The 24808-nt window shown below is 69.2% G+C and carries 19 protein-coding genes; 8 read left to right on the top strand and 11 right to left on the bottom strand.

Annotation, left to right across the window (positions count from 1 at the left end; translation table 11 throughout):
* The first annotated feature begins 99 nt into the window (after positions 1-99).
* From gyrA to AC0L6G_RS07360, 5 genes are all read left to right on the top strand, one after another.
* The gene (gyrA, locus tag AC0L6G_RS07380) at positions 100-2877 is read left to right on the top strand and encodes a DNA gyrase subunit A (protein WP_473253123.1); all 2778 of its coding nucleotides are present in this window, start codon (positions 100-102) and stop codon (positions 2875-2877) included.
* A 100-nt stretch (positions 2878-2977) separates the two neighbouring features.
* On the top strand, positions 2978-3817 hold the full coding sequence (locus tag AC0L6G_RS07375; RefSeq protein WP_473253122.1) for an aminotransferase class IV: 840 nt from the start codon (positions 2978-2980) through the stop codon (positions 3815-3817).
* A 55-nt stretch (positions 3818-3872) separates the two neighbouring features.
* Positions 3873-4361: a pantetheine-phosphate adenylyltransferase gene (coaD, locus tag AC0L6G_RS07370; RefSeq protein ID WP_291535876.1), complete on the top strand. Its 489-nt coding sequence runs from the start codon at positions 3873-3875 to the stop codon at positions 4359-4361.
* Positions 4362-4369: 8 nt separating this feature from the next.
* A complete protein-coding gene (locus AC0L6G_RS07365) occupies positions 4370-5269 on the top strand; it encodes a peptidylprolyl isomerase (protein WP_473253121.1) in 900 nt (299 codons plus the stop codon).
* 23 nt (positions 5270-5292) lie between these two features.
* Complete coding sequence (locus AC0L6G_RS07360; RefSeq protein WP_473253120.1) at positions 5293-6171, top strand: peptidylprolyl isomerase; 879 nt, start codon at positions 5293-5295, stop codon at positions 6169-6171.
* A 4-nt stretch (positions 6172-6175) separates the two neighbouring features.
* Here AC0L6G_RS07360 and AC0L6G_RS07355 read toward each other — a convergent pair whose 3' ends face one another.
* The gene (locus tag AC0L6G_RS07355) at positions 6176-7273 is read right to left on the bottom strand and encodes a Ppx/GppA phosphatase family protein (RefSeq protein WP_473253119.1); all 1098 of its coding nucleotides are present in this window, start codon (positions 7271-7273) and stop codon (positions 6176-6178) included.
* A gap of 192 nt (positions 7274-7465) precedes the next feature.
* On the opposite strand from AC0L6G_RS07355, the gene phhA reads away from it, so the two are divergent.
* Positions 7466-8341, top strand: coding sequence for a phenylalanine 4-monooxygenase (gene phhA, locus AC0L6G_RS07350; RefSeq protein WP_473253118.1), 876 nt, complete (start codon positions 7466-7468; stop codon positions 8339-8341).
* Between the two features lie 6 nt (positions 8342-8347).
* Here the strand turns inward: phhA and AC0L6G_RS07345 are convergent, their stop codons facing one another.
* The 5 genes from AC0L6G_RS07345 to AC0L6G_RS07325 form a co-directional block, all read right to left on the bottom strand.
* A complete protein-coding gene (locus AC0L6G_RS07345) occupies positions 8348-9643 on the bottom strand; it encodes an MFS transporter (RefSeq protein WP_293827277.1) in 1296 nt (431 codons plus the stop codon).
* A gap of 3 nt (positions 9644-9646) precedes the next feature.
* On the bottom strand, positions 9647-10984 hold the full coding sequence (gene astB, locus AC0L6G_RS07340; RefSeq protein ID WP_473253117.1) for an N-succinylarginine dihydrolase: 1338 nt from the start codon (positions 10982-10984) through the stop codon (positions 9647-9649).
* Positions 10985-11165: 181 nt separating this feature from the next.
* Positions 11166-12584 (bottom strand): succinylglutamate-semialdehyde dehydrogenase, encoded by a 1419-nt coding sequence (gene astD, locus AC0L6G_RS07335; protein WP_473253116.1) that lies wholly within the window; start codon positions 12582-12584, stop codon positions 11166-11168.
* 153 nt (positions 12585-12737) lie between these two features.
* Complete coding sequence (locus AC0L6G_RS07330; RefSeq protein WP_473253115.1) at positions 12738-13745, bottom strand: arginine N-succinyltransferase; 1008 nt, start codon at positions 13743-13745, stop codon at positions 12738-12740.
* Positions 13746-13951: 206 nt separating this feature from the next.
* A complete protein-coding gene (locus tag AC0L6G_RS07325; RefSeq protein WP_473253114.1) occupies positions 13952-15202 on the bottom strand; it encodes a hydrolase in 1251 nt (416 codons plus the stop codon).
* Positions 15203-15398: 196 nt separating this feature from the next.
* Here AC0L6G_RS07325 and arsC point away from each other — a divergent pair, with 196 nt between their 5' ends.
* On the top strand, positions 15399-15743 hold the full coding sequence (gene arsC, locus AC0L6G_RS07320) for an arsenate reductase (glutaredoxin) (RefSeq protein WP_293827272.1): 345 nt from the start codon (positions 15399-15401) through the stop codon (positions 15741-15743).
* Between the two features lie 442 nt (positions 15744-16185).
* On the opposite strand, the gene AC0L6G_RS07315 is transcribed toward arsC, so the two are convergent.
* The 4 genes from AC0L6G_RS07315 to AC0L6G_RS07300 all read right to left on the bottom strand — a co-directional run bounded on the left by AC0L6G_RS07315 (position 16186) and on the right by AC0L6G_RS07300 (position 23709).
* Positions 16186-20442 (bottom strand): translocation/assembly module TamB domain-containing protein, encoded by a 4257-nt coding sequence (locus AC0L6G_RS07315; protein ID WP_473253113.1) that lies wholly within the window; start codon positions 20440-20442, stop codon positions 16186-16188.
* Entirely contained in the window at positions 20439-22232 is a 1794-nt protein-coding gene (locus tag AC0L6G_RS07310; protein WP_293827270.1) for an autotransporter assembly complex protein TamA, read from the bottom strand. The genes AC0L6G_RS07315 and AC0L6G_RS07310 overlap by 4 nt, the downstream gene beginning before the upstream one ends.
* Positions 22233-22274: 42 nt before the next feature.
* Positions 22275-22541: a hypothetical protein gene (locus AC0L6G_RS07305; RefSeq protein WP_473253112.1), complete on the bottom strand. Its 267-nt coding sequence runs from the start codon at positions 22539-22541 to the stop codon at positions 22275-22277.
* A 73-nt stretch (positions 22542-22614) separates the two neighbouring features.
* Entirely contained in the window at positions 22615-23709 is a 1095-nt protein-coding gene (locus AC0L6G_RS07300; RefSeq protein ID WP_473253111.1) for a CaiB/BaiF CoA transferase family protein, read from the bottom strand.
* Positions 23710-24016: 307 nt separating this feature from the next.
* On the opposite strand from AC0L6G_RS07300, the gene AC0L6G_RS07295 reads away from it, so the two are divergent.
* Positions 24017-24235: a hypothetical protein gene (locus AC0L6G_RS07295; RefSeq protein WP_473253110.1), complete on the top strand. Its 219-nt coding sequence runs from the start codon at positions 24017-24019 to the stop codon at positions 24233-24235.
* Between the two features lie 374 nt (positions 24236-24609).
* Here the strand turns inward: AC0L6G_RS07295 and AC0L6G_RS07290 are convergent, their stop codons facing one another.
* Positions 24610-24807, bottom strand: a complete 198-nt coding sequence (locus AC0L6G_RS07290) for a hypothetical protein (RefSeq protein WP_473253109.1) — start codon at positions 24805-24807, stop codon at positions 24610-24612.
* Position 24808 lies beyond the last annotated feature (1 nt).

Here is a 24808-nt window from a genome sequence, read left to right as displayed (position 1 = left end):
GCTTTCGCGGCGACGTCGCTTTGCCACCGAGGCCCTGGAATGCTAGAAATCGTCACAGCGGATCACGTTCCGATTCCGGCCGCATAAAGCCACGCTTCCTTGACCGACGACAGCTACGAAAACGCCGCAACTCCGATCAACGGCCGGGGCGGCGGCTCCGACATTTCCACGATCACGATCGAGGACGAACTGAAGCGTTCGTACCTCGATTACGCCATGAGCGTGATCGTCAGCCGCGCCCTGCCGGACGCGCGCGACGGCCTGAAGCCGGTTCACCGTCGCATCCTGTATTCGATGCACGATCTGAACATGACGCCGGAGCGCAGCTATTCGAAATGCGCGCGCGTGGTCGGGGACGTGCTGGGTCGGTTCCACCCCCACGGCGACGCCTCGGTCTATATGGCCCTGGTGCGGATGGCCCAGCCCTTCTCGATGGGGCTGATGCTGGTCGATGGCCAGGGCAACTTCGGCTCGGTCGACGGCGATATGCCCGCCTCGATGCGTTACACCGAGGCCCGGATGGCCCCGGCGGCCGTGGCCCTGATGGCCGACATCGACAAGGACACTGTCGATTTCCAGCCCAACTACGACGAGAAGGAGCTGGAGCCGGTCGTCCTGCCGTCGCGCATCCCCAACCTGCTGGTCAATGGCGCGGGCGGCATCGCCGTGGGCATGGCGACCAACATCCCGCCGCATAATCTGGGCGAGGTCGTGGACGCGGCCCTGGCCCTGCTGGACGATCCGAACGTGTCGGACGACGCGCTTCTGGACATCGTGCCCGGCCCGGACTTTCCGACCGGCGGCGAGATCATGGGCCGCACGGCGCCGCGCAATGCGCTGCGTGACGGGCGCGGCTCGGTCATCGTGCGCGGCCGCGCCTCCATCGAGGAAATCCGCAAAGACCGCGAGGCCATCGTGGTCACGGAACTGCCCTATCAGGTCAATAAGCTGACCCTGATCGAACGCATCGCCGAAATGGTGCGCGAGAAGCGTCTGGAAGGGATTTCCGACGTCCGCGACGAATCCGACCGGCAGGGGATGCGGATCGTCATCGAACTGAAGCGCGACGCCTCGGGCGACGTGATCCTGAACCAGCTGTGGCGCTATACGGCCATGCAGAGCTCGTTCGGCGTCAACATGCTGGCGCTGAACCATGGCCGGCCCGAGCAGATGGGTCTGCGCGACCTGTTGCAGATCTTCCTGGACTTCCGCGAGGAAGTCGTCGTCCGCCGCGTCAAGTACGAACTGAACAAGGCGCGCGACCGGGGCCACGTCCTGGTCGGTCTGGCCGTCGCCGTGGCCAATATCGACGAGGTGATCCACATCATCCGCTCCTCGGCCGATCCGACCGAGGCGCGCGAGCGGCTTCAGGGCAAGGCCTGGCCCGTGGGCGACATGATGGCCCTGGTCGAGTTGATCGCCGACCCGCGCACCGTGATCGTCGAGGGCGACAAGATCCGCCTGACCGACGAACAGGCCCGCGCCATCCTGGCCCTGACCCTGTCGCGCCTGACCGGCCTGGGCCGCGACGACATCTTCGGCGAGGCGCACGGCCTGGCCGGGACCATCCAGGGCCACCTGACCATACTGTCGAACCGAAAGAACGTCCTGGCCATCATCCGCGACGACCTCATCGACGTGAAGGACAAGTTCGCCGTGCCCCGCCGCACCCTGATCGGGGAAGGCGACGGCGAGATGGAGGACGAGGACCTGATCCCGCGCGAGGACATGGTCGTCACCGTCACCCACGGCGGCTACGTCAAGCGCGTGGCGCTGAACGCCTATCGGACCCAGCATCGCGGCGGCAAGGGCCGTTCCGGCATGGCGATGAAGGACGAGGACGCCATCACCGGCGTCTTCAGCGCCTCGACCCACACGCCGGTCCTGTTCTTCGCCACCAACGGCAAGGCCTACAAGCTGAAGACCTGGCGTCTGCCGCTGGGCAATCCGCAGTCGCGCGGCAAGGCCTTCGTCAACCTGCTGCCGATCGAACCGGGCGACAGCATCATGAACGTCCTGCCCCTGCCCGAGGACGAGGCGACCTGGGGCGACTACGACATCATGTTCGCCACCCGTTCCGGCGACGTGCGCCGCAACAAGCTGTCGGATTTCGCCACCGTCAACCGCGCCGGCAAGATCGCCATGAAGCTGGAAGGCGACGACCGGATGGTCGGCGTCGGCCTGTGCACGGCGGAAGACGACGTGCTGCTGACCACGGCGCTGGGCCGGGCGATCCGCTTCAAGGCCGACGACGTGCGCGTGTTCAAGGGACGGGATTCGACCGGCGTGCGGGGCGTGCGCCTGCAGGACGGGGACGAGGTCATCTCCATGGCCATCCTGGGCCGCGTGGATGCGACGCCGGAAGAACGCGCCGCCTACGTCAAACACGCCAACGCCATGCGCAAGGCCCTGGCCGGCGCCGATGGCGAAGACGAGGCGGCCCCGGTCGAGGCCGACGACGAGGCCGCCGGCGACGCCGTCCTGTCGGTCGAACGCATCGCCGAACTGGGCGCGGCCGAACAGTTCATCCTGACCGTCACCGAAACCGGCTTCGGCAAGCGGTCCTCGGCCTATGAATATCGGCGCACCGGACGCGGCGGCCAGGGGCTGACGGCCCACGGCCTGGGCGGACGCGCGGGCGACCGCCTGGCCGCCGCCTTCCCCGTCGAGGAGACGGACGACCTGCTGCTCGTCACCTCGGGCGGCCAGATGATCCGCACCCGCATGGACCAGGTCCGCATCGTCGGCCGCTCCAGCCAGGGCGTCACCATCTTCCGCACCGGCAAGGACGAGAAGGTCGTCTCGGTCGAACGCCTGCCCGAGAGCGGCGGCGACGACGCGGAGACGGACGTCGCGGGCGAAGAGGGTGAGAGCTGATCCTCTTCCGCGCAGCGGGGGAGGGGGACCATGCGCAGCATGGCGGAGGGGGCGACTCCAGACGCCGGTTTCGCATCCCCCATCAAGGGGGGAGGACCGGTTGACGGCGACGATCCTGATCGACGGCCTTCCCGCCGCTGCTGACGACCTGCATTATCTCGCTTTGGTCAACTACGCCGCCGTCACATCCTTTCGTGTCGAGGACGGCGGGGTGCGTGGCCTGGACCTCCATCTGGCCCGGCTGCACGCCTCTGCGATCGAGATGTTCGGCCTGGCGGTCGAGGAGGAACGCCTGCGCGACCTGATGGACCGCGCCCTCTCCGGCCGGAAAGACGCCTGGCTGCGGGTCAGCCTGTTCTCGCCCTTCATCTGGGCGCGGCTGCCGTCCGACCGGGTGCGGCCCAAGGTGATGACGGCGGTCGCGCCGCCGCCGCCGCCGCTGGCCGATTCGGTCCGCCTTCAGTCACAGACCTATGTGCGCGACGCGGCGCATCTGAAGCACACCGCGACCTTTCCGTTGATCCGCGCCCGCAGGCTGGCCCAGGACGCCGGATTCGACGACGCCCTGTTCGCGGACGAGGCGGGCCTTATCTCGGAGGGCAGTCTGTGGAACATCGGCTTCGTTCGGGGCGACCGGATCGTTTGGCCCAAGGCGCCCATGCTGTCCGGGGTGGCTCAGGCCCTGATCCAGCGCGGGCTGTCGGAGCAGGGTCTGTCGTCCGAGACGCGGCCGGTCCATCTGGGCGACATCGCCGCCTTCGACGGCGCCTTCCTGTGCAACAGCGCCACGCCGGTCTGTCCGATCACGGCCATAGACGACGCGGTATTCGCCATTGACCGCTCCATCTTGGATCGACTGGCGCGGGCCTGGGCGTCCCAGCCGCCGCAAGCCATAGCCGCCCGCGACGATGACGAAGCCGTCAGCAGCCTAGGCCGCTGATTTCGCACCTGCTAAGTCACGCCGAACGGCAGGCGACAGGCTGGGGAGAAACGCCATGCGCATCGGACTTTATCCGGGCACCTTCGACCCGGTGACGAACGGGCACACCGACATCATCAAACGGGCGCTGAAGCTTGTCGACCGGATCGTGATCGGCGTGGCGCGCAACGACGAGAAGGGACCGCTGTTCACGACCGACGAACGGGTCCAGATGCTTCAGGCCGAGGTCGCGGGCCTGGGGGGCGACATCGTCGTCCAGCCGTTTTCGAACCTGCTGATGCATTTCGCCGAAGAGCTGAACGCCAACGTCATCATCCGGGGTTTGCGCGCGGTCGCCGACTTCGAATACGAGTTCCAGATGACGGCCATGAACCAGCGCCTCAATCAGGACATCGAGACCGTATTTCTGATGGCCGATCCGCGGCATCAGGCCATCGCCTCGCGGCTGGTCAAGGAAATCGCCCGTCTGGACGGCGCGATCGACAGTTTCGTCAGCCCCGCCATCGCCGCGCGCGTGCGGGACAAGGTCAAGCACGGGATTTGAGAGAGACTATGCGTAAGGCGATCATCGCGGCCGGCCTCGGCGTCCTTCTGGCTTCCAGCGCGGTCCAGGCCCAGACGGCCGCCCCAGCCGTCGCCCCAGCCGTCGCCCCAGCCGTCGCCCCAGTCGTCGCCTCGCCCGGCGACTGGCGCGCCGTCGCGCCCGAAAACCTCCTGGTCATCGACACCGCCAAGGGGCGCATCCTGGTGGAGCTGATCCCGGTCGCGGCGCCCAACCACGCCGAACGCATCCGCACCCTGGCCAATCAGGGCTTCTACGACGGACTGAAGTTCCACCGCGTCATCCCCGGCTTCATGGCCCAGACCGGAGACCCCAAGGGCACGGGCGAGGGGGGCAGCGATCTGCCCGATTTGAAGGCGGAGTTCAGCTTCCGCCGCGGCCGCGACGCCGGCTTCGTCGCCGTGCCGAGCTCGGGCGCAGGTGTGCGTGGCCTGGTCGGCGACCTGCCTGTCCAGACCCAGCCCGACGCCCAGATGATGGTCACGGCCGACTTCAAGGTCGACGCCCATGGCCTGTTCTGCCCTGGCGTCCTGGGCATGGCGCGGGCGGGTTCGCCGGACAGCGCCAACAGCCAGTTCTTCCTGATGATGGGCGCCCGCGATCAGCTGGACGGCGTCTATACCGCCTTCGGCCGCGTGGTGTCGGGCATGGACGTGCTGGACAAGCTCAAGAAGGGCTCGGAGGCCGAGGACGGCAAGGTGAGCGATCCCGACGTCATGACGCAGGTCCGCATGGCCTCGGCCCTGCCGGAGGAACAGCGTCCGACCGTGCGGGTGCTGAACGCCGGCAGCGCGGCCTTCGCCGAGCGGATCGCCGCGGCCCGCGCCGCGCGCGGTGCCGCCTTCAGCATTTGCGACGTCCAGCCGGTCGCCGAGGTCGTCGGCGGCTGAGACGATCATAGGGGGCAGGGGACATGGTTCGAAACGTACTGACGGCGGCGGTCGTGGCCGCCCTTCTTTCCGGCCCGGCGCTGGCGCAGGAGGCCGCGACGCCCGCGCCCCCTCCGCCGCCTCCGGCGCCGACCGACTGGCGCGCCATCGCCCCCGGCGATCTTCTGGTCGTCGACACGACCAAGGGGCGCATCCTGGTCGAACTGGCGCCCGAACTGGCTCCCGCCCACGTGGATCGCATCAGGCTGCTGGCTGCGCGGGGCTTTTACGACAACCTGGCCTGGCACCGGGTGATCGACTGGTTCATGGCCCAGACCGGCGATCCCCTGGGCACGGGCGAGGGCCAGAGCTGGTATCCCGACCTGAAGGGAGAGTTCACCTTCCGCCGCGGCCCCGACATGGCCTTCGCCGCCGTCGCCGCGCCGACCGGCGCCCTGGTCGGCTTCGTCCGCTCCGTGCCGGTCCAGACCCAGCCCGACGACCTGATGGCCGGCACCGGCGACAAGAAGGTGCACGGCTGGGGCCTGTATTGCCCCGGCGTCGCCGGCATGGCGCGCGACGAGGGCAATGACACCGCCAACAGCCAGTTCTTCCTGATGCGCCAGGCCTATCCCGCGCTGGACAAGCGCTACACCGTCTGGGGCCGCGTGGTTTCGGGACTCGACGTGGTGCGCGCCCTGAAGGCCAGTCCCAACCCCGACGGAATCGTGACCGAGCCGGATCGCATGACCCGCGTGCGCCTGGCCTCGGACCTGCCCGAGGCCGAGCGTCCGGCGGTGCGGATGATGAACACCGCCTCCGCCGCCTTCCGCGCCCTGGCCGAACAGGCGCGCCAGGGCAGGGGCGCCGACTTCTCCGTCTGCGACATCGACGTGCCCGTTCAGGTCACGCCGGGGGCGTGAACTCTCAGGCCGCCGAAGCCCGTCCCCGCCCGCGCCGACGGCGGCGACGGCGCGGCGGCTTCTGCTCCTCGCGCATCCTTTGCAGCAGCAGACCCTCGCGCAGACCCCGGTCGGCCACCCGCACCCGTTCGGACGGCCAGGCGCGCTGGATCGCCTCCAGGATCGCCGCCCCGGCCAGCACCAGATCGGCGCGATCGGGGCCGATGCAGGCCTCGCGCGCCCGGCCGTCCGGCCCCAGGGCCTTCAGACGGTCCGCCGCCGCCTCGCAATCGCTCCGCGTCATCCACAGCCCGTCGACCCGGTCGCGGTTGTAGCGCGGCAGTTTCAGGTGGATGCCGGCCAGGCTGGTGATCGCCCCGGACGTGCCGATCAGATGCGCCCGGTCTCGCGCAAGCAGGGCCAGCATCCCCGCATCCTGGATCCCGCCAGCCGCCAGGGCCGCGCCCATGTCGGCGACCATGGCCTCGTACCAGCTATCGCCCGCATTCGCCGGTTCCGGGTGGCGTTCGGCCAGGGAGACGACGCCCAGCGGCGCCGACATCCAGCCGGTGGTCCGCCACTGCGTCTCCTCGCGCTTCAGCCACGACAGTTCGGTCGAGCCGCCGCCCACGTCGATGATGACCACCCCCTCGGCCCGGGGGTCGATCAGGTTCAGGCACCCCTCGACCGCCAGCCGCGCCTCTTCGGCCGGGTCGATGATGCGCAGGCGAAGACCCGTGCCCTTGCGCACCCGGTCGATGAATTCCGCCCCGTTCTCGGCGGCGCGGCAGGCCTGGGTGGCCACGGCGCTGAGCCGCGCGGAATCGACGCCCTTCCTGACGATCCGTTCCGCGCACAGGGCCAGGGCGTCATAGGCCCGATCCATCGCCTGGGGGTCCAGCCGCCCGCTGCGCGTCAGGCCCTCGCCCAGGCGCACGATGCGGCTGAAACTGTCCACCACGCGAAAGCCGTCGCGCGACGGCCGCGCGATCAGCAGCCGACAATTATTGGTCCCCAGATCGAGCGCGCCATACAGCGGCGCATCCCGACCCGACGCATCCCGCGGACGGGAAGGCTGGGACCGCTCGTCGCGCCGTCGGGGCGCGCCGGGGGTCTCCGGCATGGGTCGTCATTCCGATGTGGGCGGTCCGAAGCGGCGCCCGTCCCCGTCAGCCTAGCGCGCCGGGATCGTCCGCGCCAAGCCATTCTGTCACGAAGATGAACGGCCGGCGGAAGTCGACTTCGTCGCCTGTGCGTACGGCGGTGGAAGGGGCGGGCGCTCCTCGCTAGAGTGGCGAAAAATGAGGAGCGTCCGATGTCCGATTTCGAGCATGTCTTCGAACAGCCGCCCGAGGGCGCGGCCGCCGATTGGACCATCCCCCAGAACTGGGCCGCCTACACCGAGGTCGAGCATCGGACCTGGGACACGCTTTACGCCCGCCAGATGGAGATTCTGCCCGGTCGCGCCTGCGACGCCTTTCTGAACGGGTTGAAGGCGCTGGACCTGAACGCCGGCGGCATCCCCGATTTCGAGGCGATCAATCCCAGGCTCCAGGCCCTGACCGGCTGGTCCGTGGTCTGCGTGCCGGGGCTGGTGCCGGACGAGGTCTTCTTCGACCACCTGGCCAACCGCCGCTTCGTCTCGGGCCAGTTCATCAGGAAGCCGGATCAGCTGGACTATCTGCAGGAGCCGGACATCTTCCACGACGTCTTCGGCCATGTGCCCATGCTGACCGACCCGGATTTCGCCGCCTATATGGAGGCCTACGGCAAGGGCGGACAGCGGGCCGCCGGCCTGGGCATGCTGCCGAACCTGGCGCGGCTTTATTGGTACACGGTGGAGTTCGGCCTGATGCGGGAGGCGGGGGGCTTGCGCATCTATGGCGCCGGGATCGTCTCGTCGGCGACCGAGAGCGTCTTCGCCCTGGACGATCCGTCGCCGAACCGGCTGGGCTTCGACCTGGAGCGGGTGATGCGGACGCTCTACCGGATCGACGACTTCCAGCAGGTCTATTTCGTCATCGACGGGCTCGAGGCGCTGAAGAACGAGACGCTGAAGGATTTCGGCCCGGTCTATGAGGCGTTGAAGGGCCAGGACGACATCGCCATCGACGCCGTGCTGCCGACCGACCAGGTCTTCAACCGCGGCACCCAGGCCTACGCCGGCAAGGGCGGGCGGTTCGCCGCCTGACCCACGTCAGGTATGCGTGATCAGGCTGTTACGCTTGGTGTCCCGCATCTTGATGAAGGTGATCAGCGACAACCCGATCATGCCCGTCACATACCAGAAGAAGACGCTCTCCAGGCCTGCGTTCTTGAACCACAGGGCGACATATTCCGCCGTCCCGCCGAACACGGCGTTGGCGATGGCGTAGGGCAGGGCGACGCCCAGGGCGCGGATATGGGCCGGAAACAGCTCGGCCTTCACCACCGCATTGATCGCCGTATAGCCCGACACGATCACCAGGCCGGCCAGAGCCAGCAGGAAGGCTGTGAACGGGCTTTCGACCCGCGACAGCGTGGTCATGATCGGCACGGTGCACAAGACGCCCAGAACCCCGAAGGCGATCATCACCGGCCGCCGCCCGATCCGGTCCGACAGGGCGCCCACGGCAGGCTGCAACAGCATGAACAGAAACAGGGCCGCCGCGCTGATCTCGGTCGCCGTGTTCTTGGGAAAGCCGGTCGTGTTGACCAGGAACTTCTGCAGGTAGGTCGTGTAGGTATAGAAGGCCAGGGTGCCGCCGGCCGTCAGGCCGAGCACCATCAGCGCTTCCTTCGGATGTTTCAGGATCAGCTGGACGGCGCTGGATTTCGGCGTGTCCTTGATGTCGGATTCCTTATGCGTTTCGTCCAGCCGGCGACGCAGCCAGAAGACGACCACGGCCAGGGCCGCGCCGACGAAGAAGGGGATGCGCCAACCCCAACTCGCCAGCGCCGTCTCGCTGAGCGTGTTCTGCAACAGGATCAGCAGCATCAGGGCGATCAACTGGCCCGAGATCAGGGTAACGTACTGGAAACTGGACCAGAAGCCCCTCCGGTGCGGCTCGGCCATTTCCGAAAGATAGGTGGCGCTGGACCCATACTCCCCGCCGACGCTGAGGCCCTGCAGCAGCCGCGCGAACAGCAGAAGCGCCGGCGCCGCCAGGCCGATCGTCGCATAGCCAGGCGTCAGGCCGATGATCAGCGAGCCTGTGCACATCAGCGTCACCGACAGGGTCAATCCCGCCTTCCTGCCCTTGCGGTCCGCATAAACGCCCATGATCCAGGCTCCGATGGGCCGCATCAGGAAACCGACGGCGAAGACGGCGGCGGCGCTCAGAAGCTGGGCGGTGGGGTCCTCGCTGGGAAAGAACACCGGGGCGAAATACAGGGTGAAGGCCGCATAGGCGTACCAGTCGAACCACTCCACCAGATTGCCGGCAGACCCGCCGACGATGTTTCTCAGGCGGCGGGCGGGGCTCATGGGTTCGGCGGGGGCTTCGGCAGTCATCGGCTAGGCTCTCTGGAAGGGATAGAAGCCGGCGCCCAGCTTCAGGATGGTCGTCAGTTCGTCCAGCGCGCCCCGGCTCTCGTCCAGCAGGGCCGGATCGGCCAGGTCGGCGGGCCGCAGTTCGTCGCGATACCAGCGGTTCGCCCAGGTCGAGAGGTCGGCGTGCAGGGCGTCGGTCAGGCGCATGGCGGGGTTGGTCGCGGCCAGTTCCGGCTCGGTCAGCACGACCCGGAGACGCAGGCAGGCGGGCCCGCCGCCGTTCCGCATCGACTGGCGCACGTCGACATAGCGGACAGCGCCGATCGGGCCGTTGGAGGCGGCCAGGCCTTGCGCCACGGCATGGCTTTTCGGGTTGTCGCGGGTCTCGGTCGGGCAGATCAGAGTCAGGCGGCTCTCGCCCGGAACCTGGATCAGCATGGAATTGAACAGATAGCTGGATATGGCGTCGGCCAGCGGCAGGTCGGCGGATGAGACCTCGACGAAGATCGGGTCGAACAGCCCGTCCGCGGCGCGGCGGACGGCGTCCTGCGTTCCGGCGGCGTCCTCGAACGCCAGGTCGTGGAAGAACAGGGTCTCCAGCGCCCCGACGCAGACCACGTCGTTGTGGAACGTCCCGCCGGCGATGGCCGCCTTCGACTGCTGGGCCAGGACCACGCCGGACGCCTCATGGCGACGGACGACGGCCTCCGAGGCTTCGCGCGTCTGGCGGGCCGGGAAGGCGCCGTCCCACGGCTCGAACGCCTCTCGGCCCCAGACCAGCAGGTTGACGCCCGGCGCGCCGTGGTCGGCGCACAGGCGGACGTGGTTGGCGGCGCCCTCGTCGGCCAGATGGGCGACGGACGGCAGGGCGTCGTGGACGGCGAACCGCGCCGTATCGGGGAACAAGGCGTCCAATGCGCGCTTCGTCTGCCGATGCTCCAGCGACCGGTGCAGGTTCGTGATCAGGTTGGCGGGGGTGAAATGAACCCGGCCGTCACGGGCGTCGGCGCTGGGCGTCACCGTCGCGGCGTTGGCGGCCCACATGGGCGAGGCCGAACAGGCGGCGGCGGCGAAGGCCGGAGCGTCCTTCCACGCCCGCTCCAGCACCTGGGCGTCCGATCCTGCGAACCCCAGCGTCCGCAGAAAGGGGATGTCCGGCCGCTCGTGCGGCGGCAGGACGAATTGCGGCAGGCCCAGGTCCGCCAGGGCCTTCATCTTGTCCAGGCCCTGCAACACCGCCGCGCGCGGGTTGGACGCCTCGCCCCTGTTCAAGCTGGAGGCCAGATTGCCCGGCGACAGGCCGGCGTAGGAGTGCGTCGGTCCGATCAGGCCGTCGGCGTTGGCTTCGACGGCGGCGGTCACTGGAATTCTCTCTCCCCGATCCGGGGAGGGTGGCTGAGCGAAGCGAAGCCGGGTGGGGAGGGCCAGGCGACGTCCCACAGACCTGTTCGGCATCCAGCAGTGCGTCCCTGCCGGGCCGCCCCCACCCCGACGCTGCGCGACGACCCTCCCCGGAACGGGGAGGGAGAGGCATGGTGGGCCGTCACGACCGCAGCCCCTTGATCTCGCCTTCGATGTTGGCGACCGCATCGGCCTCGAAGCTGGCGACCGGATAGGCGCAATAGTCGGCGGCGTACCAGGCGCTGGGGCGGTGGTTGCCGCTGGCGCCCAGGCCGCCGAAGGGCATGTCGCCGGCGGCGCCGGTGGTCGGGCGGTTGAAGTTGACCACGCCCGCTCGGATGCGGCGGATGAACCGGTCCCAGTGGGCGGGATCGTCGCTGACCAGACCGGCGGAGAGCCCGTAGCGGGTGGCGTTGGCGGCCTGGATCGCGGCGTCGAAGCTGGGGACGCGAGTCACAGACAGGAAGGGGGCGAACATCTCCTCGTCCGGGACATCGACGCCGGTCACGTCGATGATGGCCGGCTTGACGAAGGCGCCCGGAAGATTAGCGACAGGGCCCGAGGCGCGGACGACCTTGGCCCCCCTGTCGATCCGATCCTGCAGCGCCTTCAGCGCGGTCTCGGCGGCGCGGGCCGAGATCAGCGGGCCGGCATAGGGTTCGGGATCGCTGTCCCAGGGGCCGAACACCAGACGGTCGGACAGGGCGGCTATCGCTTCGACGACGGCGTCGCCCTGCGGCCCTTCCGGCACGACCAGGCGCCGCGCGCACGAGCAGCGCTGGCCGGTGGTGACGAAGGCGGACTGCACCGCGATTCCCGCCACGGCCTCGGCGTCGGCGGCGTCCCAGACGACCAGCGGATTGTTGCCGCCCAGCTCCAGCGCCAGGACGACGTGCGGATCGTCGGCGAACTTCCGCCGGAAGTGCGCGCCCGCCGCGCCCGAGCCGGTGAACATCAGGGCGTCGATGCCTGCATCCAGCAGGGCCGCGCCCGTCTCGCGCCCGCCCTGGACCACATTGACCACGCCCTGGGGCAGGTCGGCGGCTTCGAACGCCTCGGCCATGACCTGACCGACCAGGGGCGTTTCCTCCGAGGGCTTGAAGACGACCGTGTCGCCCGCCAGCAGGGCCGGGACGATATGGCCGTTGGGCAGGTGGCCGGGGAAGTTGAACGGCCCCAGCACCGCCGCGACCCCGTGCGGCCGGTGGCGCAGGACGGCGCGGCCGAAGGCGGTGTCGCTGGCGCGCTCGCCAGTGCGTTCGTCATAGGCGCGGATCGAGATGTCGACCTTGCCAATCATGGCGGCCGCCTCGGTCCTTGTCTCCCACAGGGGCTTGCCGGTCTCGCGGCTGATGGCCTCGGCGATCCGGGGCGCGCGGTCCTTCAGCACGGCTTGATAGCGTTTGACCGCCTCGATCCGCTCGGCGCGCGGCGCATCGGCCCAGGCGGGGAAGGCGGCGCGGGCGGCGTCCACGGCGGCCTGGACCTGGGCGGGGCCGGCGGCCTCGCCCTCCCAGTTGGTCGCTTCGGTGGCGGGGTCGAAGGATTTGAAGTGGGTCATGGCTCTATTCCAATCCGCTCATCCCCGCGAAAGCGGGGACCCAGCGCTTTGGGCGAAAGGTGCGTGAGATCAAATTCCGGCGGTCATCCGACGCACCGACGATGCGAAAGCACTGGATCCCCGCTTTCGCGGGGATGAGCGGAAAGAGAGAAATCACGATTTCACTCGGACGACGGCGCCGTTCCGCACCTTCAGCGCGGCGGCGGTCTCGGGGGTGATGCGCACGACCGGATCATGGATGTCGCACCTGGCGCGCACGGCCCGGAAGGCGGCGACGCTGTCGGTCGAGATCAGGGCCGGCAGTTCGGCCTCGACCGTGTCCGCGATCCGAACCGTCAGCCGCCGCGCATCGCGCACGGTGCGGATATTGTCCCGCCCGCACGAGACGGTCGGTCCCGCATCGAAGATGTCCACCAGACCGTTGGGGCGAAAGCCCTCGCTTTCCAGCAGCGCCATCGCCGGCACCCCTTGCGGATGCACCTTGCCGATCACGGCGCGGGCCGGTTCAGGCAGCAGTTCGACATAGATCGGGTGGCGCGGCGCCAGGTCCAGGATGAACTGCTTGTCGGTGGAGCCGGTCATCCGGTCGGCGTGGTCGAACTCCATCGGGAAGAATTTGTGCGCCACATGATCCCAGAAGGGGCAGGCGCCGTCGGGGGTGAACACCCCGCGAAGTTCGGCCAGCACGTTTTCGGCGAACAGTTCGGGTTGGGCGCCGATCAGCATGTAGCGCGACTGGCTGAGCAGCCGGCCCGCGCCGCCCTTCCTGCGATCCGCCTTCAGGAACAGCGATCCGACCTCGGTCCAGCCGGTGCATTCGTTGACCAGCACCAGGGTCTGGTGATCCAGCTTGACCCCCAGGGACGGCGACTGGACCGTGTTGTTGACCACCCGGAACGAGAAGAACGGCCGTTTCAGCCCGACCGTGGCCTTGACCGAGCCGACGCCGTCGATGTCGCCCGTGTCGCCGTCCTCCAGCATCAAGGTGTACCAGGCCTCCTGCCGCGCGACCTCGCCGCGGAAGCTGGCCTGGCTCAATTCCAGCCGATCCGACAGGGCGTCGGGGTCTTCGGGCAGGCTGGTGAAGCCCGGCCCGGACAGGATGGCCAGTTCCAGCAGGCTGTCGAGATCGGCGGGGCCGGCAGGACGCACGACAAGCATTCAGAACGCCCCTCCCAACATTGGTCTGTCGTCATCCTCCGGCGAGCGCAGCGAGACCGGGGGATCCAGCGGCGCCACAGCGTGGCGAAGGCGATGGGGCTGCGGCTGCGGTGCGTGGCAGGTTCGCGCTTTCGCGCGCCGCTGGGTCCCCCGGTCTGCGGCGCTGCGCGCCTTGCCGGAGGATGACGAGAGAACAGGGGTCGAAATCACATCGTCTCCAGACGCAAGAACTTCAGCCTGGCCGCGTCGATCTCGCCCGAGGCGATCTTGCACAGGATCAGGGCGCTCAACTGCGCGCGTTCGACGAAACTGTCGGGCCAGGCGAACTCCTGGTCCGAATGGATGTCGCCGCCCCGGACGCCCAGGGTGTCGATGTTGGGCAGGCCGACGGCGTGCAGATTGTTGCCTTCGCACACACCGCCCGACGGCGTCCAGGCGATGTCCTGGCCCAGCAGGGCGCCGGCCGCCTTCACCGCTTCGAACAGGGCGGTCTGGGCCGCGTCCATCGGCTTGGGCGGGCGGGTGAAGCCGCCGTGCAGGTCCAGCGTCAGCCCCTCGAACGGCGGTTCGGCGGCGATCCGGCGCACCGCCGCGTCGATCCAGTCGGCGGCGGCCTTGTCCGGCACGCGCACATTGAAGCGCACCACGGCCTTGTCGGCCACCACGTTCAGGGCGCCGCCGCCCGAAATCTTGGCGACGTTGACGGTGACGCCCGCGTGGCGACCGTTCAACCCGTGCAGGGCGGCGGCGAGGATGGCCGCGCCGGCCACCGCATTGCGCCCCTCGTCGAAAGCCCGCCCGGCGTGGGCCGCGCGACCCGCCACGATCAGATGATAGTTGCCGCTGCCCTTGCGCGCGCCCGCCAACGTCCCGTCCGCCAGCGCCGGCTCATAGGTCAGGCCCACATGACCGCGCGCGCCCAGTTCGGCCAGCAGCGGCGCGGAGGCCGGCGAGCCGATCTCCTCGTCGGGGCTCAGCAGCACGGTCCAGCCGACGCCGTGCCGATTGGGGTGGGTCTCGAACGCCTCCAGCGCGGCCAGCATCACGCTGATCCCGCCCTTCATGTCCGCCACGCCCGGCCCGTTCAGGGCGCCGTCCGCCCGTGTCGTCACGGTCTGGAACCGGCTGTCGGCGGGGAAGACCGTGTCGTAATGGCCGGTCAGCACGACCTGGATCGGCGCACTGGGTCGCGCGGAGATCTTCAGGGCGGCGGCATGGGCCTCGGTCCGCACCGATCCGTCGTCGGCGACGCTGGTCGAGCCGTGGGTCGGGATACGCTCGACCGTGGCGGGCAGGGCCTTCGCCGTCGTTTCCAGCGCATCCATCACGGCGTTCAAACCGACCGCGTTGCGGCTGCCGGAGTTGATGTTCGCCCAGTCGATGGTGCGCCCGACGATGGCCTCGCGTCGCCCGGCGACGTGGTCGAGGACGGCCTGGTCGGAGGTTAGAATCCGCATCGGCCGCACCCTAGACGGCCCGACGGCAAAGGTGAAGGTCGGGGTCTGTAAGTCGTCGCCGATCGCCGCTAGTGTCCGCGCGACATCACGAGGGGGCGACGATGGCGCGCGATACGATCAGGCTCTGGCTGCGGGCCGTGAAGCCGCTCAATCCCCCGCGCGGAAAGATGCTGCGCAGGCCACGGCGGAGCCAAGCGTGACGGCCGTCGTCCTCTATCACAATCCCAAATGCTCGACCTCGCGCAACGCCCTGGCCTTGCTGCGCGAGCGGGGGATCGAGCCGACCGTGGTCGAATATCTGAAGACCGGCTGGGACCGGGCCACGCTGGAACGGCTGGCGGCCAGGACCGGCGGCGGCCTGTCCGGCCTGATGCGCGGCAAGGAGGCCGAGGCCAGGGCCCTGCTGGACGCCGGCGCCGACGATCAGGCGCTGATGGCCGCCGCCCTGGCCCAGCCGATCCTGATCGAACGCCCCATCGTCGAGACCGACAAGGGCGCCGTCGTCGGCCGTCCGCTGGAGCGGGTGCTGGAGGTTCTCTAGGTTCAATCGACATTCGGACGATGAACGTCATTCCGGGGCGTCCGCAGGACGAACCCGGAACCCAGGAGGCGGGCGTCGGGCATCGGGCATTGGAGGCGTTCACTAGCGCGACTGTGGCCCTGGGTTCCGGGTTCTTCTTTCCGCTCCAGTCCCGGAATGACGCGCCGAGACGCCTGTCTTCTCGAATGTCGATCGAACCTAGCTGGACCGATGGGTTGCGGCCGCCGACCCGCCTAATCCCGCAGGCCAACCCCTGTCTTTTCAGCGGCTTGAAAGCCGGTATCGGCATTTACCCGCCCACGATGTCGAACGGGGTTATGATCCAGGCCGGTCTTTGACATCGCCATCTCCCGCCTGGACTTGGACTCGTTGGACTCGTTGGACTGTTTTTTCTTCGGTTGGACTCGTCGAATGACGATCATGGATCGAATGTCGATCGAACCTAGCGGTTTCGTCCGCCCCGGTTCGGACGACGGTCGCCGGCCTCGCGGCTTTCGTGGCGCCAGCGGATCGACAGGCTGGTGTCGCCCTGGCCGCCGAACTGGGAGGCGACGGCGATATTGCGCCGGGGCTGCCACTCGACCTTGACCGCCGCGCCGTTCTGGCCGCCGCCGATGACCTCCAGATAGACGTCGTCGGTGATGTAGCGTCCGCCCGCCACCGTGACCGCCGACGCTTCGCCGCCGAACGACAGCCGATCCAGGCCCGCAAGTTCGCGGAGGTTGCCGATCACGTCGAAGCCGCCGCCGCCGGCCAGGGCCGCGACCCCCGCCGCCAGCTGCGCCGCCTCGAAGGCCGACAGTTGCGACGCCGACCGCCCGAACAGCACCTGCGACAGGATTTCGTCCTGCGGCAGGGCGGGCGTGGAGGTCAGGGCGATCTTCGGCTCGGCCGCCGTGCCCGTCACGTCGATGGAGGCGGTCAGGGCCGCGTCTTCGCGCGTGGCCGACAGGTTCAGGCGAATCTGCTTGGGATCGGTCGACAGGGTGACGCGGCCGGTGTCGTCGAACACGAACCGCTTGCCCGCGAACTCGTAGTCGCCGCGCACCACATTGGCTGCGCCGGTCAGCTGCGGATCGGCGATGGTGCCGCGCACCCTGGCGTTGACGTCCAGGATCACGTTCAGGCCCCGCCCGTTGACCCGCACCTTGCCGCCCGACGACCTCAGGCTGATGTCCATGCCGATCTGGGGACCGCGCGCCTTCCGCTCGGTTTCGACCGGATCGCCGCCGGGGCGGTTGATCTCGACGACGTCCATCGAGACGATGCCTGTCGAGCCGGGCAGTTCGGGTTCGATATTGGCCTCGTCGACCACGATCTGGCCGCCGAGCTGAATGTTGCCGTCGGCCCCGCGAACGATGGTGATCGGCCCCGAGGCCCGCGCCTCGGCGATGTCGTTGTCGATGACCCGGAAACGGTTCAGCGTCAGCTGGGCGTTGGAGCCCGACCCCTGGCGCAGGCCCACCCGGCCCTGGCCGGACACGGTCCCGCCGCTCGTGTCGTTGGCGGTGAAGGTCTCGATCTGGGCCGCCGTGTCGTCGAACCGGGTCCGCAGCGTCAGATCGCCCAGCACCAGGCCTACCGCCTTCTCGCGATAGCTGCCCTGGCTCAGGTCGAAGCGGCCGTTCAGGCGCGGCGCGTTCAGGCTGCCGCCGATCATCGCCTGGCCCGCCACCTGGCCCGCCAGGCTGCGTTCGCCGCCCAGGAACAGGTCCCAGATCGGCTGGATCTGACCGTTGATCGACACCCGTCCCGACATCTCGCGCGTGCGGGCGATGGCCAGCCGCAGCGGCGCCGCCGACGCCTCGACCGGCAGAACCACGTCGGCCGAGGCCTGAACCGCGCCCTCGTCCACGGCCGTCGCCTTGATCGTCAGCCGGTCGCCGGCCAGAGTCGCGTCCACCCGGCCGTCCACGGCCAGGCCGCGCGGCGCGTCGATGCTGCGCACGTTCTGCAAGGCGATGTTGGCCGCGCCCGATAGATCGCTTCCGGCGCCGCGCATCGCCACCTGGCCGGTCACGCTGCCGCGCAGGTCCGGCGAGATGGAGCCCAGGTCCACCCGTGTCAGATCGGCCTGGACCGCGACCGTGCGCGCATCCTGCCTCAGGTCGGCCAGCAGCACCCCGCCGCCGACGCCCAGATCCAGATGCGCCGTGCGATTGGCCCCGTTCAGAGTGATGGAGGCCGGGCTGCGGGTGGTGAAGGCCACCTCGCGCACCCGCCCGCCGCCGCGCAGCGTCAGGCCGTGGGTCGTATTCTGGCGCGAATAGACGCCCGTGCCGTTGAATTGCGCCGGCGTCGACCCGCCGACGTCCAGCGCCAGGGTGAAGGGCAGGTTGTTCAGCGTGCCGCGCCCGTCCAGGTCCAGGGTGCGGATGACCCAGCCCTGGCCCGCCAGCCGCACGTTTCGGCCGCTGATGTCCAGAATGGCGCTGTCCGATCCGCCCCCGTCGGTCAGGCGCACCCGGCCGTTCGCCTCGCCCGACGCCAGGAAGGCCCCGGCGCGCGCGGTGAAGGTCAGGTCGGCGCTGGAGGGGATGTTGTCCGACAGGGCGACGGCGCCCTTGGCCGTCACCCCGCCCGCATCCACGTCCAGGTCGCTGAGGCGGATGCGCTGGCCGCCCAGGAAGAAGTTGCCCGAGGCGCGGGCCGGTCCGTAGTTCGATCCGCTGACCACCGTGATCCGGCCGTCGGAGGCGTCGGCCCCCTTGCGGAAGCTCAGCGTCATGTCGGCGTCGTTCAGCGTCAGGGCGCCGGCCGTCACCCGCTGGAAGCCGGCGGTCAGGTCGACGCGCGGCTGCGACAGGGTGCCGGTCAGGGCGCCGCGTCCATTCATGTCGCCGCCGATCTCGACCGGCCCGGCCGCGAACGGTCCTCGCGCGTTCCAGTTCAGCGCCAGCCGCAGCCGTCCCGCCGTCTCGATCAGCCCCTTGGCGCCCGCGCGGCCGGCCGCGCCGGTCAATTCGCCGCGCTCCACCTCGATGCGGCCGCCGTTCAACCGTCCCGCCAGTTGCAGACGCGGCGTCCTGCCCAGGATGCGATCCAGCTCGGCCATGCCGACGCTCAGATTGCGGCCCCGCCCGTCGAAGTTCAGGACCCAGGGCGCGCCCGCGCGCGCCGACGACGCCCGGATCGGTCCCCCGAAGGCGCCGCGCGCCTCGCGCCGGATACGCGCGGCGTCCGTCAACTGCGCCTCGCCCCTGAAGCTCATGCCGCCCAGCAGATTGCGCGAGCCCGAGCCGTTCAGCCTCAGTCCCTGGCCCTGCAGGTCGATCTTCTTCAGCAGGATGGCCCCGTCCTTCATCCGCGCCGCCTGCATCTGCACCCGCGGCGCGGCGCCCAGCAGGCCGCCGATGATGCCTTCGCCGGATCCGCCGTTGGCGCGGATGTCGCCGTTCAGATCCATCTGGCCGTTCCTGACCGCGACGTTCAGCGGCCCGGCGATGCGGGTGGCGCGATAGCTGGCGACATTGGCGTTCAGCAGCGTGACCTGTCCGTCCAGCGTCCAGTTCCGGGCGTCGCCCTTGAACAGCCCGCCATAGGCCGCCGGTCCAGCCACGTCCGATCCGGCCAGCCGGCTCAAGGAAGCGGTCTGGATATCCAGCTTGATCCCGTCCGGCGCGCTGCGATCCGACATTCGGATCAGGCCCCGCGCCTCGGACTGGACGTTTTCGGAGATCAGCTTCCAGGCCACGCCCTGACTGGCCTTGTCCGGGGTGGGAACCATGGCGAAGCCGAACCGCGCCGTGCGCCCGATCCGCGTCACGAAGGGCGCCAGCAGGTCCGATCCGCTGAAGTCGGCGAAGCCCGAAACGCGCGAACCCTTTTCGCCGAAATGGCCCTGGACGATCAGAGGAACGAATCGGCCCGTCTGGACCCGGGCGTCGACCACGTCGGCGTTCACCACCGCGACGGCCGAGAAGGGCTGGTCGGGCGAATAGCCCAGGGCGCCGGCCAGGGGGCCGCCCTGAGCCTCGTTGGCGCGCAGGTTCAGCCGCGTGTCCTCCAGCTTGCCGCCGAAACTGGCCGCCAGCCGCAGATAGTCGCCGGGCCGGTTCAGGCTGTCGGCATTGATGGTGGCGCTCTTGGCGCCGCGGCGGGGCAGGCTGGCGTCGCCCGACAGGCTCCAGCGGCCATATTCCTTGGAGAAGCCCTCCATCAGTTCGATGTTGGCGGCGAACTTGTCGATCCGCACTGAGATCGGCTGGGGGCGGGAGGGTTCGTTGGTCGGCGGCTCCAGCACAGGGCGGCGTAGCACCCGGATCGTCTCGGCCTTCAGGTCGTTGGCGTGGAAGCGGCGGCCCAGCAGCGCCCTATACGACCAGTCCAGGCTGAGGTTGTTCGCTTCCAGCCAGACGCCCTGGGCGTCGGCCAGGGTGATGCGGTCGATGCTGAAGTCGCTCAGCAAGTCGCCCTTCAGCCCATAGACCTTCAGCCGGCCGTAGCGGCTGATCTTCAAGTCCTGGATTCTCTCCAGCACCATCTGCCGTCCGCCGTCCGAGGCGATGTAGAATCGCCCCGCCACGAGCGCCGCCGCCGCCAGCACCAGCAAGCCCACAACTACCGCCCCGGCGATCAGGGCGATGCGCTTGGCTAGGCCGCGCCGCCGCGACCGCTTGGCCGGGGTCGCGGATGTCGTCTCTTGCGACGCGACCTGGGGCTTGTGTTCGGCCTCGCGCTCGGGCGGTGTCTCGGTCAAAACGCCTGCCCGATGCTGATGTAGATCTGGAAGTCGGAATCGCCTTCGCGCTTGTTCAGAGGCAGGGCGACGTCGGCGCGGATCGGTCCGAACGGCAGCATGTAGCGCACCCCCACGCCCGCGCCGTAGCGCATGTTGGAAAAGTTCGGCGTCTCCTGGAAGCCGATGGACCCGGCGTCCACGAAGGCGACGGCCTGGAAGCTCTGGCCGATCGACTGGCGCGCCTCCAGCGAGGTCTCGAACAACGACAGCCCCCCGCGCGGCGTGCCGTCGGGCAGTTGGGGGTTCACGCCCTGATAGGAGTATCCCCGCACCGATCCGCCGCCGCCGGAATAGAACAGGCGATCGGACGGCACGTTCAGCTCGCTGCCGCCGACGATGGAGCCGATCCGAACCCGCCCGGCCAGAATGGTCCGCTCGCCCCCTACCGGCATATAGGCGGTGGCCTGGGTCTCGGTGCGCAAGAACAGGATGTTGCTCTCGCCCGTCACCGCGGTCGGCTGAACCGCCAGATTCACGCGCCAACCCTTGGTCGGGTTCAGCGGGTCGTTCGACTGGTCGATGTAGGCGCTGGTCCGCGCGGTGATGATCGCCAGGTCGCGGTCGAACGTCACCCGCTGCGGCGGAAGGGTGGTGTAGTCGTAGCGCGTCTCGCTGTAGCGCCCCGCGTCCAGCCCGATCCCATAGTTGAAGTAGGAGGTCTTGCCGATCCGCTGCTGCAGGTCGGCGTACAGCACCAGGGCCGTGCGCAGATAGGCGTCGGTGTCCTCGTTGACGACGGCGGCGCCCAGCTTCAGCGTCCGGCCGGGCTTGCGCCAGTGGGGCAGGGACAGGTCGGCGCCGATCCGGCTGTCGATATCGGCCACGCGCGCTTCCAGCCTCAACGTGTCGGCGCGGCCGAAGCGGTTGTAGCGGGTCTGGATCAGATCGACGCCCACGCCCTCGGCGGTCGACCAGGTGGCGCCGGCCTCCAGCACGCGGCGCGGCCGATCCTGCAGGCTGACGATCACGGGTCTCAGGCCTTCGGGCGTGGTCTGGTCCACCGGCGACAGAGACACGCCGACGCCGTCGTAGACGCCCGTGTCCAGAAGCCGCCGCTCCAGTTCCGCGACCTGATCGGGGTCGTAGCGGTCGCCTTCCTCCCAGGGCGCGAGACCGGCGACCCATCCGGGATTGGTCCGCCCCCGACCCAGCACCCGCACCCCGTTCAGCCGCACCAGGGCGCCCGAATCGATCCGGTATTCCGGCGCGACGGTATAGGCGGCGTGGTCCACCACCACCCGGCGCGGATCGGCCGTGGCGTCGGCGTAGCCGTCGCGCACCAGGGCCGCGACCAACCGCCCTTCGCCCGCGATCACATCGACGGCGCGGCCTGGATCGCCGGCCTTCAGCCCTATGGCCTCGCGCCCCTTCCGTTGCGTCTCCGCCTCGGGCGCGGGGTCTGTCCAGGCCACCGTCGGATCGGTCAGCAGAAAGCGCCGGCCCGGCTGGACCGCGACGATGGCGACGGGGCTGTCGTCCCCTTCGACCAGATCCTCCACCGTGGGCTGGTAATAGCCTTCGGAACGCAACAGGGCGGTGGCGGCGGCGACCGCTCCTTCGGCGCGACGGCGCGCCTCGAACCGGCTTTCGGGCGCATCGTCGACCTCGCCCACGGCCCGTTCCAGCGCGCGGCGCAGTTCGGCGTCCATCTCCCCGCGGATCTGGGCCCGGGGATCGGCGGCGGCTACATGCGCGCAGCCCGAAAAGGCCGCGAGCGCCGCGACCAGCAGGGAAGGCCTGAACGTCAAACTCGATCTTTCGTCAAAGCACGGCGCCTGGAGACCCGGTTCTCAATAGAACAGGGTCTCGCTTTCGGGTTGGACGGACTGCTCGGACGAGCGTTCTTCGGGCGGCAGGGTGTCGGTCGGCGGCGTGGGGGCGGGGTCACGCACTTCGGGCGCGGGGGCGGGGGGCTGCTCCTCGACCGGCGGCGGCGCTTCCTGCTGGATCTCGACCGGCTCGCGACCCTCGTCCGACCGCGACGGGCGGTCGTCGCACGCAGAGAGCGCGAGCGCGAGCAGGGCGGCGGCGGCCAGTAGGGTGTTGGAAGGTCTCATTGAATTCCCCGGCTCCTCGCCCTTGCAACGCTTGTCGCGCGCTCATGTTCCTTAGCGCCGAAATCCGCGCGGGTCATCCGGCCCGGCCCGACCGCGCGGCCGACCAGCGGGCGACAGCCTCGTGCAGGGGCAGGGCGGAACTATGACGCGGCGCATTCGAGGCCGCGCCAAAGCGAGGCGCGGGCCCGGGCAGACCCTGGTCGAAGACGCCCCTGGCGCGATTGTGCGGATGATCGGGCGCTTCGGCCAGGCTGAGGACCGGCGTGACGCAGGCCTCGGTCCCCGCGAAGCGTGCGGCCCAGTCGTCGCGGTCGCGCCGGGCGAACAGATCGGCGAACCGGGCATGCAGCGCCGGCCATCCGCCCATGTCGTACTGCGGCGCCGTCTCGGGCCGTATCTCCAGCCCGGCCAGCAGGGCGGCGTAGAATCGCGGCTCCAGCGCCGCCACGGCGACGAAACCGCCGTCGCGGCAGGTGTAGCAGCGGTAGAAGGGCGCTCCCCCGTCCAGCAGGTTGGCGCCGCGTCGATCGCTCCACATCCCCTGGCCCCGCAGCGCCTGGAACAGGCCGGCCAGCAGGGCCGCGCCGTCGGTCATGGCCGCATCCACCACCCGACCCCGCCCGGTGGTCCTGGCCTCGATCAGGGCGGCCAGGACGCCCGTCACCAGCATCATCGCTCCGCCGCCATAGTCGCCGACCAGGTTCAGCGGCGGGGCCGGCGGACGGTCCGCCTCGCCCATGGCGTGCAGCACGCCGGTCAGGCCGATGTAGTTCAGGTCGTGACCGACCGACTGCGCCAGCGGCCCCGTCTGGCCCCATCCAGTCACCCGCCCGAACACCAGGGCGGGGTTCGAGGCCTGCAGGACCTCCGGGCCCAGGCCCAGCCGCTCCATCACGCCGGGCCGAAACCCCTCGACGACCGCATCGGCGCCTTCGACCAGCGCCAGGACCGCCGCCTTGTCCGCCGGACTCTTCAGATCGACCGGCACGATATCGCGCCCGCGATGCAGCACCGCTCCGCCCACCTGGTCGAACACGGCGGGCGCGGCCGATTCGCTGCGGGTCAGCCGCAGCACCTCCGCCCCCAGGTCGGCCAGCATCATGGCGGCGAACGTCACCGGCCCCAGCCCGTCGAACTCGATGATGCGGAGACCTTGAAGCGGTTGCATCCGACATTGGTAGCAGACCCGGTCTTGACCGGAAGGCCGGATTGCAACAGAAGGCGCCCTTCGACCGTTCGGGCGCCGCCCGGAAGTCGCGCGGTGCGTCCTTAGCTCAGTTGGTTAGAGCATCTGACTTTTAATCTGAATGTCAGATTGAATTGTCTGCACAATTTCCACAAACCGGACGCAACTTCACCTCAACGATTTCAGTTGCTTGTGGATCAACAGCAAACCGTTCCGCCGTGAACATTGCGAGAACATCGCGGCGGGTGTAGTGCGATTTTCTTCGGTCGGTGGCGCGACGGAGGACATCATGGGACAACCCCTCTCAACCGAAGACCGGATGCGCCTAGACGCCGAGTGGGCCGCGCGCACCGCCCCGCTGCCCGGGAAACCGCACCCCAGGCCCCATCCCAGCCTGCCCGATGTCCTGGCGCCCGGATCGAACGTCGCCTACCCGTCGCCGGAAGAGAACACTCGCCTGGTCCAGCAGGCCTTGGCGTTGGGTCTGGGGCGCTTTCGGCCCCTATGACCTACTACGCCGACGACACGACGATAGACGACGTGTCCTCCGGGAATCAGCTGTCCTGCGTCTGTCGGTGCGGACACACGACCATCCCGGCTTGGCGGACGCTGCCCAAATCGCAACAGTTCACGCCGCTGCGCGATCTCAGGCGGAAGATGATCTGCCAGAAATGCGGCGCCCGGTCTCCAACGCTGTTGATTCACGGGTTCCAAGGCACAGGTTCGGCGCTCTATGAGTTCTGGCGCTGGCCCAAATAGCGAAAGGCCGCCCCGGTCTCCCGGAGCGGCCTCGATAGCGGAGCCTGAGGGCTCGACGCTGTTGATATTAACAGACAGCCTGTTGGCGAACATCAACACTGTTTGATGTTAACGCGTGCAAGCCTAACCCGGCCGAGGTGGGATTTCCGGCGGCGGACAACTGAGGCCCTTCATCCCCATGGCGTCGAAGAACCGGCACAGCCGCCCGACCGTAGCCCAGCCTTCCTCGCCCCAGGCCTCAACCCGATTGTCGTAGCGCTCGCCCGCGATCCGGCTGGTCAGCACCTCGTCAGGCGGGACCGGCTTGGGCTGAACCTGCAAG

It is taken from the genome of Brevundimonas sp. D3-1P (assembly GCF_055809335.1).
The sequence above is the reverse complement of the archived record's forward strand: the minus strand, read 5'-3'. Positions and strand labels throughout refer to the sequence as shown.